General features: G+C 68.8%; 12 protein-coding genes. 5 read left to right on the top strand and 7 right to left on the bottom strand.

The annotated features are described in order from the left end of the window. Nucleotides 1-25 precede the first annotated feature (25 nt). Together BA895_RS08250 and BA895_RS08245 are read left to right on the top strand one after the other, a co-directional pair. Nucleotides 26-763 carry an enoyl-CoA hydratase-related protein gene (locus BA895_RS08250; protein WP_070191427.1) on the top strand — a complete coding sequence of 246 codons (738 nt, stop codon included), beginning with the start codon at nt 26-28 and terminating at the stop codon, nt 761-763. A gap of 83 nt (nt 764-846) precedes the next feature. Further along, entirely contained in the window at nt 847-2,046 is a 1,200-nt protein-coding gene (locus BA895_RS08245; RefSeq protein WP_070191426.1) for an MFS transporter, read from the top strand. A gap of 52 nt (nt 2,047-2,098) precedes the next feature. Here the strand turns inward: BA895_RS08245 and BA895_RS08240 are convergent, their stop codons facing one another. The 4 genes from BA895_RS08240 to BA895_RS08225 form a co-directional block, all read right to left on the bottom strand. Then, nucleotides 2,099-2,692, bottom strand: a complete 594-nt coding sequence (locus BA895_RS08240; RefSeq protein ID WP_070191425.1) for a hypothetical protein — start codon at nt 2,690-2,692, stop codon at nt 2,099-2,101. Nucleotides 2,693-2,868: 176 nt separating this feature from the next. Beyond that, nucleotides 2,869-4,602 carry an HNH endonuclease signature motif containing protein gene (locus BA895_RS08235; RefSeq protein WP_070191424.1) on the bottom strand — a complete coding sequence of 578 codons (1,734 nt, stop codon included), beginning with the start codon at nt 4,600-4,602 and terminating at the stop codon, nt 2,869-2,871. 237 nt (nt 4,603-4,839) lie between these two features. After that, the gene (locus BA895_RS08230) at nt 4,840-6,600 is read right to left on the bottom strand and encodes an MDR family MFS transporter (RefSeq protein ID WP_083283127.1); all 1,761 of its coding nucleotides are present in this window, start codon (nt 6,598-6,600) and stop codon (nt 4,840-4,842) included. Between the two features lies 1 nt (nt 6,601). Continuing rightward, nucleotides 6,602-7,006, bottom strand: coding sequence for a MarR family winged helix-turn-helix transcriptional regulator (locus tag BA895_RS08225; RefSeq protein WP_139142568.1), 405 nt, complete (start codon nt 7,004-7,006; stop codon nt 6,602-6,604). Between the two features lie 343 nt (nt 7,007-7,349). Between BA895_RS08225 and BA895_RS08220 the strand changes: the two genes are divergently transcribed. Further along, nucleotides 7,350-8,096, top strand: coding sequence for a GAF and ANTAR domain-containing protein (locus BA895_RS08220; RefSeq protein ID WP_070191422.1), 747 nt, complete (start codon nt 7,350-7,352; stop codon nt 8,094-8,096). Nucleotides 8,097-8,195: 99 nt separating this feature from the next. Here the strand turns inward: BA895_RS08220 and BA895_RS08215 are convergent, their stop codons facing one another. Both BA895_RS08215 and BA895_RS08210 read right to left on the bottom strand, forming a co-directional pair. Beyond that, nucleotides 8,196-8,981 (bottom strand): sigma-70 family RNA polymerase sigma factor, encoded by a 786-nt coding sequence (locus BA895_RS08215; RefSeq protein ID WP_070191421.1) that lies wholly within the window; start codon nt 8,979-8,981, stop codon nt 8,196-8,198. Between the two features lie 115 nt (nt 8,982-9,096). After that, the gene (locus BA895_RS08210; protein ID WP_070191420.1) at nt 9,097-9,975 is read right to left on the bottom strand and encodes a maleylpyruvate isomerase family mycothiol-dependent enzyme; all 879 of its coding nucleotides are present in this window, start codon (nt 9,973-9,975) and stop codon (nt 9,097-9,099) included. A 26-nt stretch (nt 9,976-10,001) separates the two neighbouring features. Here BA895_RS08210 and BA895_RS08205 point away from each other — a divergent pair, with 26 nt between their 5' ends. Continuing rightward, on the top strand, nt 10,002-12,038 hold the full coding sequence (locus BA895_RS08205) for a cytochrome c oxidase assembly protein (protein WP_070191419.1): 2,037 nt from the start codon (nt 10,002-10,004) through the stop codon (nt 12,036-12,038). Nucleotides 12,039-12,136: 98 nt separating this feature from the next. On the opposite strand, the gene BA895_RS08200 is transcribed toward BA895_RS08205, so the two are convergent. Next, nucleotides 12,137-12,742 (bottom strand): TetR/AcrR family transcriptional regulator, encoded by a 606-nt coding sequence (locus BA895_RS08200; protein ID WP_070191418.1) that lies wholly within the window; start codon nt 12,740-12,742, stop codon nt 12,137-12,139. A 60-nt stretch (nt 12,743-12,802) separates the two neighbouring features. Between BA895_RS08200 and BA895_RS08195 the strand changes: the two genes are divergently transcribed. After that, nucleotides 12,803-14,257: an MDR family MFS transporter gene (locus tag BA895_RS08195; RefSeq protein ID WP_070191417.1), complete on the top strand. Its 1,455-nt coding sequence runs from the start codon at nt 12,803-12,805 to the stop codon at nt 14,255-14,257. Nucleotides 14,258-14,661 lie beyond the last annotated feature (404 nt).

Genomic DNA, 14,661 nt, shown 5'->3' with positions numbered 1-14,661 from the left:
GAGCCTTCCCGAGGGAGAACCACACATGACCGAGATCCGCTATGTCGTCACCGACGGGGTCGCCCTGATCACCCTCGACGCCCCCGAGCGGCGCAATGCCCTCTCGGTGGAGATGTCCCGCGAGCTGATCGACGCCGCGCGCACGGCCGAGTCGGATGCCGCGGTCGGAGCCGTCGTCGTCACCGGCGGCGCGCACTTCTGCGCCGGGGCGGTGCGCAGCGTGCTCGCCGAGACCGGCCGCGACCCGGTCGCCGACGAGGCCTACCGCAACCTCGAGACGGTCTACGCGGCCTTCACCACGATCGGTGGCATCGGCGTGCCGACCATCGCGGCCGTGCGCGGGGCCGCCGTCGGGGCCGGGCTCAACCTCGCCCTGGCCACCGATCTGCGCATCGTGAGCCGCACGGCCCGGCTGCTCCCCGGCTTCGCCCAGATCGGCATCCATCCCGGCGGCGGGCACTTCACCCTGCTGAGCCGGGTCGCCGGTCGCGAGGCCGCGGCGGCGATGGGCCTCTTCGGTGAGGAGGTCGACGGCGAACGGGCCGTTGCGCTGGGGTTGGCCTGGGCGGCCTGCGACGACGCGGATGTGCAGGACCGCGCCCTCGCCCTGGCCGGCCGGGTAGCGGCCGACCCGGCCCTCGCGCGGCGAACGGTGGCCAGCTTTCGCCGCGAGACGGCATCCGGCGGAGTGGCGTGGGACGTCGCCGTCGAGGTGGAACGGGCGCCGCAGATGTGGTCGCTCCGACGAAAACATTCCGACTGAACTGGCCGAAGCGGAGCCATCCTGACCGGTAGCGGCCCGCAGATGTAAGGATGAGGAGTTCGCAACTTACCGAAGGAGATCTAGTGCTGGCGTCCTACCGACCTCTCTTCGAGGTTCCGGGGGCGCGTGTCTTCATCGCGGGAGGCATGATCGCCCGCTCGGCCGGGGCGATGTTCGGGGTGGCGACGGTAGCCATGGTGGCGGCCCGACGCGACTCCTATGCCCTTGCCGGTGCCGTGATGGCGGTCGGAATGGTGTCGCTGGCCCTGTTCGCGCCCTTCCTCGGGCGTCTCGTCGACCGCTATGGCCAGCGTCGCATCGCGATCCCGTTCTTCCTGTGGTCAGGGTTCTGGGCGGTCATGACGATCCTCGCGTCGTGGCGCGGCTGGCCCTCGTGGGTGCTGTTCATCACCTTCCCCCTGTGCGGCGCCATCCCCAACCTCGGCACCATGGCCCGGGCGCGGTGGTCACACATCTTCGCCCACGATGCGCGCAGTCTGCACACGGCCATGTCGTTCGAGCAGGTGATGGAGGAGGTCACCTTCGTCATCGGCCCGGTGCTGGCCATCTGGCTCGCCACGAGCCTGTTCCCCGAAGCGGGCTTCGTGTTCGCGGTGCTCTGCTACACCGTCGGCGTGCTCGTGTTCATCTCGGCACGATCGACCGAGCCGCCGGTCGTGCCGCACCACGAGCGCCCGACCGCTCATGCGCACCACGTGCCCGGGCTCGTGCCTCTGGCCTTCATCATGGTGATGACCGGGGCGATCTTCGGCGTCAACGAGGTCGTCACCCTGGCAGTGGCCGAGGACATGGGCCACCCCAACGCGGCCGGGCCGGTGCTTGCGCTCTACGCGGTTGGATCAGCCTTCTCCGGCCTCGTGTTCGGCACGATGTCGCACGGGCGCAACCTGCTGAAGCTGCTGCTGGCCGGAACGCTCGGCATGGCGCTGCTCGAGGCACCGGTGCTGTTCGCCGGCAACCTGCGGATACTGGCCCTGCTGATGCTCTTCGCCGGTATGGCCACGGCGCCCACCCTGATCACGGTGATGAACCTCATCGAGCGCATAGTGCCCAAGGCCCAGCTCAACGAGGGCATGACCATCGTGCTCACCGGGCTGATCATCGGGATCGCAGGCGGCTCAGCCGTCTCTGGAGTTGTTGTCGACCACGTCGGCCCCCGCTACGGCTACCTCGTGGCCATTCTGGCCGGCGCGGTCGCCTTCGTGATGGCGCTGGGCACGCACTCGTTCCTGACCAGGCGCGACCTGGCCCATCTGCGCTGACCGGCGCTGACCGGCGCTGACCTAGGTGCCACCGCGAGCGGCCGGTCGGCTATCAATCCTGGGTCCCCACACGTCCGCCTGCGTGGTCGTCCGGGGGTGGGCTCGGCTCGCGTCGGCCCTTCAGCGCGGCTCCCACCTCATGGCTGAACCCGATGTTGGGCCCACCGATCAGCTCCCACGCCCGAGCGATGCCGATGAGAAAACAGACGATGACGACGATGGCAATGGTGCGCGCTGCCTCTGTGTCGACGGGGTTAGCTACTACCTGAGCACCTGAGACGAGCTGTACGACGAAGGTCGCGGCGAGGCCGAGCAGAAAGGCGAGGTCTCGTGTGTCACGCCAGTGCAGTGCACGAGTGCGAACCAGCAAGGTCATCGAAGCCAGGACGAAGAACAGACCCACGATGGCGACCACGACCGTGGCCCACCCGATCTTGTTGCCGGGGACCAAGGCGAAGAGGGAGACGGCGAGCGCGTTGGTGAAAGCGGTCAGGGCCGCGGAGGCCCGGACCCGATGGAGGTGGCTCTCGCCTGAGCCGGCCAGTCGCTCGTGAGAGACCGAGATAGCGACGAACAGCAAGCCGATCAGCGCCCCCGCCACCCCAGCGCTGGCCAGAAAGAAGTCGCTCAACGTCTCTGAGATCACGGCTCATCCTCGCGCACGTCAATGGGAGGGGCCAGATCGCACACCTCCAGAAGTGCGCGGATACTCGTTGACGAGGTCGGTCCGGACACGGGGCCGTCGAAGGACGCCAGGCGGAAGGAAGTCAAGGCCCCGGTCGTAGGTCGCATGGCTGCGCCTGGCCCGGTGTTCGACCGACCTCAGCAGATCGGTGGCCCGGTGCCGAAGGTGGTGCGCCAGTGTTGCCAGGTGTGCCAGGTGACACTCGTGGCGGTGATGGTCGCGGTGAGGTTCTTCTCGTGGACGTAGATGTGGTGTCGCCGGCACAACAGGGCGAGGTTGCCCAGGCAGGTGGTGCCGCCGTCGACCCAGTGTTTGACGTGGTGCGCGTCGGTCCACTGCGCGGGGGTGGAGCACCCCGGGAATGAGCAGCCGCCGTCGCGGAGCCAGAGCGCGGTGCGCATGGCGCGGGTGACGAGGCGTTCCTCCCGACCCACATCGAGGGGTTGGGAGTCGGAGCCGAGGACGACGGGGATGATCGTCGCGTCGCACGCCAGCCGGCGCACGATGGCCGCGCTGAGCACGTCACCACTCAGACACGACCCCCCCCCACGCCCAGGGTTCGGCTTGCTGGTGGCCCAGTCGGGTGGGCAGCCGGAGGCTACGTATTCGCGTAGGGCCTCGAAGTTGATGGTGACCACGATCTTGGCCTTGTCCGTGCACGGTGCCTGGCCGGGCGCGGTGACACCGCGGGCGACGAGGTCGAGCAGGGCGTCCATCCGGCGCTGGTGCGGCGGTCGGGGGTCGTCCTCGATCTTAACCCCGGCCTCGTCGGTGAGGGGGCGGGGTGCGGACAGGGGGTCGATCGCGGCTTTGAGGGTCGCGGCGCCTTCGGGGTCGAGGGTGCCGCTCATCCCGACCATCCCGGCCGCGTTCGGGCCCGTGAACCACAACCCGCGGCCGTCGCGGCGTCTCTGGTCGTGCTCCTCAGCATCCTTCGGGGGCCGGACCTGGTCAGACAGCTCCCGGGCCAGCTTGGCGAGCTGTTCCCACCGCAGCAGGGGTGCTTGGTCGGTCAGGTGGGTGACGGCCTGGTCGAGGTCGTCGGGGTCAGCGACGGGCTTGAGGCGGGTGTGGAAGTCGATGACCTGCGCGGCCTTACCGACCGTCACCCGCCCGGAGTGAGCCTCGTTGTCTGCCGTACCGGTACCCGTGCCGCTGTCGGTGTCGGTGTCGGTATTGCTGTCGGTGTCGGCACGGTCGGGAGTGGCTCCGGCGCCCTCGCCGGTAACGGCGTCGCACAGGTCAGCCCAGCGAGGCTGGTTGAACGCGGCCCCACACGTCACGACCGCTTTGGCAGCGCTGGCGGTCAGAGTGGGGTCGACCGTGCGCAACCAGTCGACCCGCGACAGGCCACCCGGGGAAGCCACGCCGCGGGCCTCGAGCTGGGTCACCAGGCGCACCAGGTTGACCTCCTTGTGGTGTTCCACGGCGCCGAGCTGGGTCACCGACTCGAGCAGGTCGGCCTCGGTCATCCGGGCCGGTTCCATCTGAGGCCGGTCCAGGCTCGCGGCCGCGAACGCGAACCCCGACGCGTACGCCCCAGACACGTTCGACCAGTTCGCCCAATGGACCGTCAACGGCGCCGGGAACTCCCGTACCGGCCGCTCCTCACCGGGCGAACCCGACGGGGCGGCGTCGGGTGAGATCGGGTCAGTGGCACTGTCTGCGGGCTCAGCGGCATCCGAGCGAGCCGGCCCTGCGGCATCCGATGCAGCCGGCCCTGCGGCATCCGAGCGAGCCGGCTCTGCGGCATCCGGGATGGGGGTCGACCAGAACCCAGCCGCCGCGGTGCCACCGGTGGCACGCTGGCTCGACTCGAGGTCGGCCAGCTGCTGCCGGAGCCTCTCGAGAAGCGAACCCTCGTTGTTCATGACTCAAACCCTAGAGGCCACCACCGACACTCCCCCGCGCGCGGAATCGGCTTGTCCACAACCGAACTCGCCGCTCGGCCGAGGCTGTGCGGTTGGCACCGGGAAACCGGGAGAGGTGCCAACTGCACAGCGGACTGTGCGGTTGGCACCTCTCGGGCGGGCCGGGTGCCGAACGCTCAACGGAACGTGGTCACTCGACGTGGACCGCCGGTGGCGACGTCAGCTATGTCGAGCGAGCTAACGCTTGGAGGGCGCGCGATGGCGACCGGGCGCGAGCTTGACGGGGCTGTCGGGCTCGTCGGAAACCTCACGTCTGGCATCGTCGGGAACCTCGACGTCGGGCGCGGGCACGGCCTGCTTCTCTCCCGGCTTGGGTCCGAGGTCGACGTGCGGCAGGAACCACGACACGATGAACGCCGCCAACAGGATGAAGGTCGCCGTGAAGAAGACCGACTGCATGGCCGAGGAGAACCCCTCGAGGTAGGGGTGCGCCAACCGGGGGTCGATGCGCTGCACGAACGACGAGTCGCTGAGCCCACCGCCCGCACCCGACCCACCGGGCTTGAGGCTGTTGATGAACTGGGCGTTCGCGGCGGGGTCACCCTGAGGGTTTCGTAGGGCCGCTTGGAAGTCCGGCGTGCGAACCGCCGCGGCGTAGGCGGCGGGGATGTTCTCAGCCGCCTTGGTGAACAGGATCGACAAGAAGACCGCTGTGCCGAGCGTGCCACCGATCTGGCGGGTGAACGTCGCCGAGGAGGTGGCGACGCCGATGTCACGCCGGCTCACGGCGTTCTGCACCGCCAGGGTGAGCGGCTGGAAGTTGAAGCCGAGCCCGACGCCGAAGAAGACCATGATGATCATCGTCTTCCAGGTGGGAGTGTCGGCGCCGATGTAGTGGAACCCCCACATCGAGCCGGCTAGCAGGCCGGAGCCGATGATCGGGAAGTGCCGGTAGGTGCCGGTGCGCGAGATGAGCTGGCCGGAGAGGATCGAGCCGAACATGATGCCGAGCGTCAGCGGCAGCAGCAGCAGGCCGGCTTCCGTCGGGCTGGCGCCCTTGACGATCTGGAGGTAGAGCGGCAGGGAGGCCAGCCCACCGAACATGCCCATGCCGATGAACACCGAGACGATCGAGGAGACGGCGATAGTGCGGATCTTGAACAGGCGCAGGGGGATGAGGGCCTCTTCGCCCATGGCGCGCTCGACGAGGAAGAAGGCGATGACTCCCGCGACGCCGACGCCGAAGCAGAGCAGCGACTTGGTGGATCCCCAGCCCCACTCGCGGCCCTGCTCGGCCACGATGAGCAGCGGCACGAGCGCGACGCTCAGAGCGGCGGCCCCCCAGTAGTCGACGCGGTGGTTGCGGCGGGTGTGCTTCAGGTGCAGGGTTCGGGTCACGACGAAGAGCGCCGCGATGGCGATCGGCACGTTGACGAGGAAGACCCAGCGCCAGCCGGTTACTCCGAGGATGGTGTCCTGACCGGCGAAGAAGCCGCCGATGACCGGGCCCAGCACGCTCGAGGTGCCGAACACGGCGAGGAAGTAGCCCTGGTACTTGGCGCGTTCGCGGGGAGCCACGATGTCGCCGATGATCGCCAGCGCGAGGGCGAAGAGGCCACCGGCGCCGAGGCCCTGGATGGCCCGGTAGGCCGCCAACGAGCCGATCGAGGTCGCGAGCGTGCAGAGCATCGACCCGATGGTGAAGATCGAGATGGCGAGCAGGAAGAACTGCTTGCGCCCGTAGATGTCGGACAGCTTGCCGTAGAGCGGGGTGACGATGGTGCTCGTGATGAGGTAGGCCGTCGTCACCCACGCCTGGGCCGAGAGCCCTCCGAGGTCATCGGCGATGGTGCGGATCGAGGAGGCCACGATGGTCTGGTCGAGCGCCGCCAGGAACATGCCCATCATCAACCCGGTGAGGATGGTGATGATCTGCTTGTGGCTGAGGTCTGGCAGCTCGTCCTGGGCCAGGGTCGGTTGGGCCGTGGATTCGGCCATGTCAGTGCTCCTTGTCGGAGGTTCGGTCGGACGCCGGGAAGATCATGGGCGCTGCCGCGCCACGGTCCCGGAGGTTCTGGTCGAGTGAGTCGCCCAGGCGCTGCAGGCGGTCGGTGAAGATGTCGGTCTCGTCGGCCTGCCAGTCGGCAAGCAGCTCTTGGAACCACTCGCCTCGCACCAGCTGCACCTCGTCGAGCGAGCGCCGCCCGGCTTCGGTGAGAGAGACAAGGGTGGCCCGACCATCGGCGGGGTCGGGTTGTTTGTCGAGCAGGCCGTGGGCGAACAGTCCGCTGACCTGACGGCTCACGGTCGAGACGTCACTGTGCAGCATTGTGGCCACGTCGGAGATGCCGACCGGCCCCATGGTGTGAACCATGAACATCACCGGGTAGGCGGTGGACTCCATGCCAGGGTGAACCTTCGGTGCGATCGCGCGCGCGGCCAGAAGAAGCTTCTGGACGCGGATGAGCGCATGAAAGAGATCGTTCGCCTGGTCGGTGCTGACCTGCACACCCCTGCCTTCCCGTAGTACTTGTTTGCAGCAAGCAAGTATTAACCCGGGTAGTTGAATCCGTCAACATGACTCTTTCGAAACGAAAGGAGCGAGGCCGGCGGGGAGGGTGGCCGAGAATCGATCGTGATCGCGACCGTGATCGCGTGCGAGGATTGAGCCAGCCGCCGGGTCGTCGGCTGCAGGGGGCTCCCGTTACGACCACACGATCACGATCTTTACGTCACCAGGAGGGACCATGTCACTCGACATCCCCGAGGACAGCTCCATCAACGAGGTGTTCCGGCAGCTCTCGCACCTCATCTACGCAGGCGCCGACGCCACCTCGATCCACGAGGCACTGGTCGTCGCCTCGAAGCGTCTGGTCGACGGCTGCGATCGTGCATCACTGCTGCTGCGCGAGCGCGACCAGTACCGCACGAGCGCCAGCACCGACGAGATCGCTCGCCGGATCGACCAGATCGAGCTCGAGATCGGTGAGGGCCCGTGCGTCGACGCCATCCTCGATGAGGCCTACCAGCACGACCCCGACCTCACCGACAGCGTCTCGCCCTGGCCGACCTTCACCGCCCGCATCGTCGCCGAGACGCCGGTGCGTTCGGCGATCGGCTACCGGCTCTTCCTCGACGGTGACAAGGTCGGTGCCCTCAACCTCTTCTCCGACACTCCTGGCGCTCTCAACGCATCCTCGGCCGACACGGGCGCGGTGCTCGCCTCCTTCGCGTCGGTGGCGCTGATGGCGCTACGAGCTCGCCAACAGGCCAGCACCCTGCGTGAGGGTCTGCAGAGCAACCGCGAGATCGGCAAGGCGGTGGGACTCTTGATGGCGACCCACCGGGTCACGGCCGACGAGGCCTTCGCCCTGCTGCGAACGACGTCGCAGGAGCTCAACGTCAAGCTCGCCCAGGTGGCGGCGCAGGTCGTGCTCGGGCAGGAGACCCAGCTCGCCGCCCGAGCCTCGGTGCCCAACCCCGCGCAGCGCTAGCGAAGCCGGGCGACCCGGCATCCGTGACGACGAGAAGCCGGCCGGGTCGCCCGCCTCCGCGTGGAGACGGGCGGTAGGGGCGGGCCGGTCAGGCGTCGCTCAGGCGGTGACGCCGGCCGAGCTGAGCTGGCTGCGCAGCTCGTCGAGCACCCGCCGCAGCAGCCGGCTGACCTGCATGGCGCTCAGCCCCATTGACGACGCGATCTCGGCCTGGGTCAGGTCGGCGTCGAAACGCAGCTTGACCAGCTGCTGGTCACGCGCGGGCAGGCGGCGGATCGCGGTGCGCACGAGGATGCCGTCGTCGAGGGCCGGGTCTGTGCTGGTGTCGACCCGAGCATCGACCAGGTCGAGCACGGGGCGGCTGCCCTCGGAGGTCGTGGCGTCGAGGGAGGCCGGCCGCAGGTTGGATGCCGCCACCTGGGCCTCGCGGATGCGTTCGGGCGTCAGGTCGAGCTCGTTCGCGAGCTCGTCGGCATTGGGCTCGTGCCCGATCTCCTGCTCGAGCCGGTCACGAGTCTGCGACACGAGCTGGCGACGTTCCTGCAGCTCTCGGGGCGGTCGCACGAGCCAGCCGTGGTCGCGGAAGTGGCGGCGGATCTCGCCAGTGATGGTGGGGGTCGCGTAGGCGCCGAACTCGGTGTCCTTGGAGAGGTCAAAGCGTTGCAGCGCCTTGAGCAGCGCCAGGAAGGCGACCTGCTCGAGGTCTTCGCGGTCGAGGCCGCGGCCGGCGTAGCGGTGGGCAAGTGACCGCGCGAGCGGCATGTGCTGCACCGTCACGAGCTCGAGTGCGTCGTGACGCTCGCCCTCATCGGTCGAGGTCCGGAAGATCTCGATGAGCTCACGAGTGCGATAGTCGGACCGCTGGGGATGGGCGAGCGCGGACATGAAGCCTCCGGGACGTAAGACAAACGACGTCCGGCAGTGGCTTTACCGACAGTGAAGACGCTATGTCTTCCGCAGAAGTTACGCAAGGCCATCGCACCGACCCCGGAACCGCCGACTAGAGCTCAGTAGCCAGCAGCTGTGTGAGAACCAGAGACTCCAGCACGCGGTGGGCCACGGCTTCATCGCCGATGACGCTGTAGTGGATCTGATCGGTCGACCGGCGACCGGCCGCCCGGCGGGTGAGGGCCTCGGTCGTCAGCTGGATGCTGGTCACGTCGACCGACTCCTGCCCCTCGGGGCGGTCGGTACCGCTGAAGAGCAGCACGCCGAACGGGCGCCCGTCGTCGCCGACGCGCACTCGCACGCCTTCGCGGGCCACGACGGGCCCGGTGACGTCGAAGACCACGTCGTGCCCAGCGCCCACCTCGGCCGTGCGAGCAATGGTGCGCGGCAGGGATCTCAGGATCTCGGCGGTGGTGAGGGCCGCGCCCGCGCTGTCGAGGTCGCCGGGGCTGTTGAGGGCCTGCCGAAGGTCTTGTTCGCGCGTCCAGGCGTCGATGGTGCGCAGCAGCAGCTGCTGCCCGAAGGTGGTGTCCGGCCCGAACGGCCCGCCGATGACCGAGTCGAGCTCGAGGTCGGACCGTCGCAGCGCTTCCATCCGCTCGGGGTGGAAGGCGGCCAGCTCCTGCAGCACCATCTTGCCGGTCTGCGTCGACCGCCTCTCGACGTCGGCCTCGACCGTTCGGGTGAACGTTCCGTAGGGCACCGCCCCGCTGTCGCTCGCGGCGAGCTGGCGCGGAATGCCGGCCAGGGCCTTCTCGGAGGCCACCACGTGGGCGAGCTGCTGCTTGACCGACAACCCCCCGAACTCGGTCGGCAGCTCGAACTCCTGCTCACGGCAGGCCCAGCCGAGGTCGATGATGGCCTGCACGGTCTGCTCGAGGGCATCGAGCATCCCGTGGAGGTCATCTGGTGCGGCCGGGTGCATAGGCATGGGGCCAGACTACTTACCCTTGAGGTATGCCAACCCAGCAGCGAGTCGACCCGGCGGCGCGCCGGCCACGGCTTGCGGTTGAGATCGTGCCCATCGTGGTGGTCGTCGGGTTGGTCGCGACCGTGCTCGCGGCCATGTTCTCCGGGGCGACAGCACCGCCTCCCGAGGGGCTGACGGATGCCGGTCCCATCGTGCGCTGGACCCTCCCGCTCGTGCGCGTTCTGCACGACGTCAGCGCCTCACTGACCCTCGGCGCCCTGCTGTTCGGCGGCATGATCGTGCCCGCGGCCAAGGGCAAATCACGGCTCGACGACCCGCGTGTCGCTCATGCGTTCCGGGTGGCGACGGCCGCCGGTTTCGTCTGGGCGCTCGCCGGAGTGGTCGGGGTCGTCTTCGGCTTCGCGGATGCCGCCGGGCTGGGCCTGTCCGACCCGGCTTTCCTGAGCTCGCTGATGAGCTCGGCCTGGTCGATCGAGACCTTCCGGGTCGGCCTGATCAGCGCCGCGGCCGGCTTCGTCGTGGCCTCGGGGTCGTCGCTGGCGCGGTCACGCTGGGCCGCGGTGGCGCTCGGGGCCCTCGCCCTGTTCGGCATCCTCGTGCTCGGGCTCGCCGGTCACGCGGGCGGCTCGGCCGACCACGAGACGGCGGTCAACGCTCTCGGCGCGCACCTGCTGAGCGCCGGGGTCTGGGTGGGCGGGCTCCTGGCCCTCATCGTGCTGAGGCCGACGTTCGGCACCTCGCTGGGTGTGGTCGTGCGGCGCTACTCCACCCTCGCACTCTGGTGCTGGGTGACCCTGGGTATCTCCGGCGTCATGGCGGCCACGACCCGGCTGGGCACCTGGCAAGACCTCACCACGTCCTATGGCGTCCTGATCCTCGTCAAGGTCGCAGCCTTCCTCCTGCTCGGTCTGGCTGGTTGGTGGCACCGGCACTCGACCATCGCCGCGCTCTCGTCGAAGGCGCAGACCGGCATCCGCAACCGTCCGTTCGTTCGCCTCGCCATCGGTGAGACGCTGCTCATGGGGCTGACGTTCGGGGTGGCCACGGCGCTGGCCCGCAGCGCGCCCCCCGTTCCCGAGATCACCCCGAACCCGTCGATCGCGTTGGCGCTCACCGGGTTTCCGGCGCCGCCCGCGCCGACGGCTCTGACCTGGCTGACCGCCTGGCGGGTCGAGTGGCTGTTCCTCGCCACCGGCCTGCTCGCCATCGGGCTCTACCTCTACGGAGTGGTTCGGCTGCGCCGTCGCGGTGACGCGTGGCCGGTGTCACGCACCATCAACTGGGTGATCGGCTGGCTGCTGTTCCTCTGGGTCACCAACGGGGTGCTCAGCATCTACGGCCGGGTCGCCTTCTCGTGGCACATGACCCTGCACATGACCGAGGCCATGGTCATCCCGATCTTCCTCGTGCTCGGGGCGCCGATCACCCTGGCCCTGCGCGCGATTCCCGCCCGCACCGACGGCACCATCGGTTGGCGCGAGATCGTGCTGCGTGTCGTGCACTCGAAGCTGTTCCTGGTCGTCGGCAACCCGATCTTCGCCGGAGGCTTCTTCTTCTTCAGCCTCATCGCCTTCTACTGGACCGGGCTGTTCGAGATCGCCCTGCGCACGCACACGGGTCACCTGCTGATGACGGCGCACTTCGTGCTGGTCGGCTACATGTTCGCCTGGGTGCTCATCGGCATCGACCCCGGCCCGAAGCGCTGGCGGCCGGCCCTGCGGCTCATCGTGCTGTTCGCGACGATCGGGTTCCACGCCTTCTTCGGGGTCTCGATCATCAGTGGCACGACGGTGCTCGCGCCCGGCTTCTTCGAGACGATCTCGCTGCCCTGGGTGCCCGACCCCCTCGCCGACCAGCGCAACGGGGGCGCGGTCGCCTGGGCTATCGGAGAGCTCCCGGCACTCGTGCTGGCTCTGGTCGTCGCGGCGCAGTGGTACAAGAGCGACAGCAAGGAGGCCGACCGCTCCGACCGACGCGCCGACCGTGACGGTGACGCCGAGCTGACGGCCTACAACGAGCGGCTGGCGAACCTGGCCGCCCACGACACACAGGCCAAGCGCTGACGCACCCGGTCAGCAGCCGGAAGCAACTCGCCGCGGTGCGATTCGCGCTGGGACGCCGGGTGTGAGCGACCGGTCCGACGTCCCCCGGATAACGGCACTCACCGCCTGATGACGAGGGGGAGGAACACCTCGTCGACGATGGACTCGATGACCTCGTCGGGCACGGTCTTGAGGGTCATCAGGAGCTCTTGTCGGTAGAGGTCGAAGGGCACCCCGGCCACTCGAGAGGTGAGTCTGTCGGGGTCAGCCTCGCCGCGCTCGACCGCGCGGTCGAGAACCTGTTGCATGGCGCTGCTGCGGCCCGACAGGAAGGCGCTGCGTAGTTCGGCGATACCCGTACCGGTCTCGGCGAAGTAGCCGCCCAGCTGCAAGATCATCTGCACGCCGATCTGAGATCGCGAGCGGTTTGCCCGGCGCAGCAGCTCGATCACGTCATCTCGCAGCGACCCGGTGTTCGGGACCGAGACCTGTTGCTGCGACCCGGCTCGGGTGGCCGCGGCGTGAACCAGGTCGGCCTTGCGTGGCCAGCGGCGATAGACGACGGCGCGACTCGTTCGGGCGCGCTCGGCGACGGACTCGATGGTGAAGCGGTCGTAGCCCTTCTCGAGGATCTCATCCCACGCGGCGTCGAGCAGCGCAGCCTCGAGCGCCGCACCGCGGCGCCGCTTCGGCGCGGGCTCCTGAGGATCGCTGGTAAGAGACATTGTGTTTCTTCTTCTCTCGCTCTACCTTGAAGATACACGCTGTATCTCAAGGAGTTCTCGATGTCCGAAACGCAGACCGAATCGCCGCAGATCGATCCGGCAGTGTGGCGCACGGTATGGACCGTGCTCGTCGGTGGGTTGGCCGTGCTGTTCGACACGACCATCGTGGCAGTCGCCCTGCGCACGCTCGCGGATGACCTGCACACCTCCGTCGCAACCATTCAATGGGTCACGACCGGCTATCTCGTCGCCCTCGCCATCACCATCCCGATCACCGGCTGGGCCCAGCGGGTCCTGGGCAGCAAACGGCTCTGGATCATCGCCCTCGCACTGTTCCTCTGCGGGTCGGTGCTCTCGAGCCTGGCCTGGAACGCGGGCAGCCTGATCGCTTTCCGCACCGTGCAAGGCGTCGGCGGAGGCGTGCTGCTGCCACTCATGTCGACCCTCGTCGTGCAAGCGGCAGGCGGGAACAACCTCGGCAGGATCATGTCTGTCGTGAGCCTGCCCGCAGTGCTCGGGCCGATTCTCGGCCCGGTGGTCGGCGGGTTGATCCTGCAGCACCTGCACTGGTCGTGGATGTTCTGGGTGAACGTCCCGTTCTGTGTCGTCGGCATCGTCCTGGCGGTGATCGTGCTGCCGACGGACGGGCCGGTGCGCCGGGCGCCCCTCGACGTCGTCGGCTTCCTGCTGATGGCTCCCGGCCTGGTCGGCATCCTGTGGGGAATCTCGAACTCCAGCAAGACCGGTGGATTCGGTCGGGCCGATGTCGTCGCGCCGCTCGTCGCCGGCCTGCTGCTGATGGCTGGGTTCGTGGGCTGGGCGCTGCGGCGTCAGGGCAGCGCCCTGGTTGACGTGCGACTGCTGAAGCACTGGCCGCTGGCCTCGTCGTCACTGCTGCTGTTCCTCTCCGGCATCACCCTCTACGGCGCGATGATTCTTCTTCCGCTGTACTTTCAACAGCTGCGGGGCACGACCGTGCTCATGGCCGGCGTGCTGCTCATCCCGCAAGGTCTGGGCACGCTCGCGAGCCGCGCGCTGGCGGGGAAGCTGGCCGACACCATGGGCGCGCGCCTCCTGGTGCTGGTGGGATTCCTCATCGTGCTGCTGGGCACGCTGCCGTTCGGCTTCGCCGACGCGCGCACCAACGAGTGGTGGCTGATGGGCGCGCTCTTCGTACGCGGAATCGGTCTCGGCGTCGTGACGATCCCGCTGATGGCCCTCGGGTATCGGGGACTGGAACGTTCCGCCGCGCCCGACGCGAGCATCATCACCCGAATCGCCGGCCAGGTGGGTGGCTCGTTCGGCGTGGCCGTGCTCGCGGTGATTCTCGTCGGCGCCGCCCCCGAGGGGTCCTCGACCGCTTCGCTCGCCAGCGCCTTTCAGCAGTCGTTCTGGTGGGCGATCGCGTTCGCCGGCGTCGGCGTGCTGATCTCACTCGCGCTGCCGGGGCGGCTCCCCGATGCCACGGGGGCTTCGACGCAGGTGCCCGTCGCTGCTCGCGCTCGCGCCGAGTAGCCCCCGACGCTCGACGATAAGTGCGGCTGCCCCGCCGCCTCGGCCAGCGGCATCCAGCCGTGGTCCGATTGGTGCGATCGGATGCCGGGGGCTGGCCCACCGGAATCCAGCCGTGGTCCGATTCCAGTGGCAGGAGGCGGCGTGCGGGCCGCTTGATTCCAGCCGTGGTCCGGTTGGTGCGGTGGCTGGGGTCTCGGGGCCGCTTGAATCCAGCCGTGGTCCGATTGGTGCGGTCGGATGCCGGGGGCTGGCCCACCGGAATCCAGCCGTGGTCCGATTCCAGTGGCAGGAGGCGGCGTGCGGGCCGCTTGATTCCAGCCGTGGTCCGGTTGGTGCGGTGGCTGGGGTCTCGGGGCCGGATGATTCCAGCCGTGGTCCGGTTGGTGCGGTGGCTGGGGTCTCGG

This window comes from Humibacillus sp. DSM 29435, from assembly GCF_001758225.1.
GTDB lineage: Bacteria > Actinomycetota > Actinomycetes > Actinomycetales > Dermatophilaceae > DSM-29435.
Note: the sequence above shows the minus strand (reverse complement) of the source record. Positions and strands in the feature narration are given on the sequence as shown.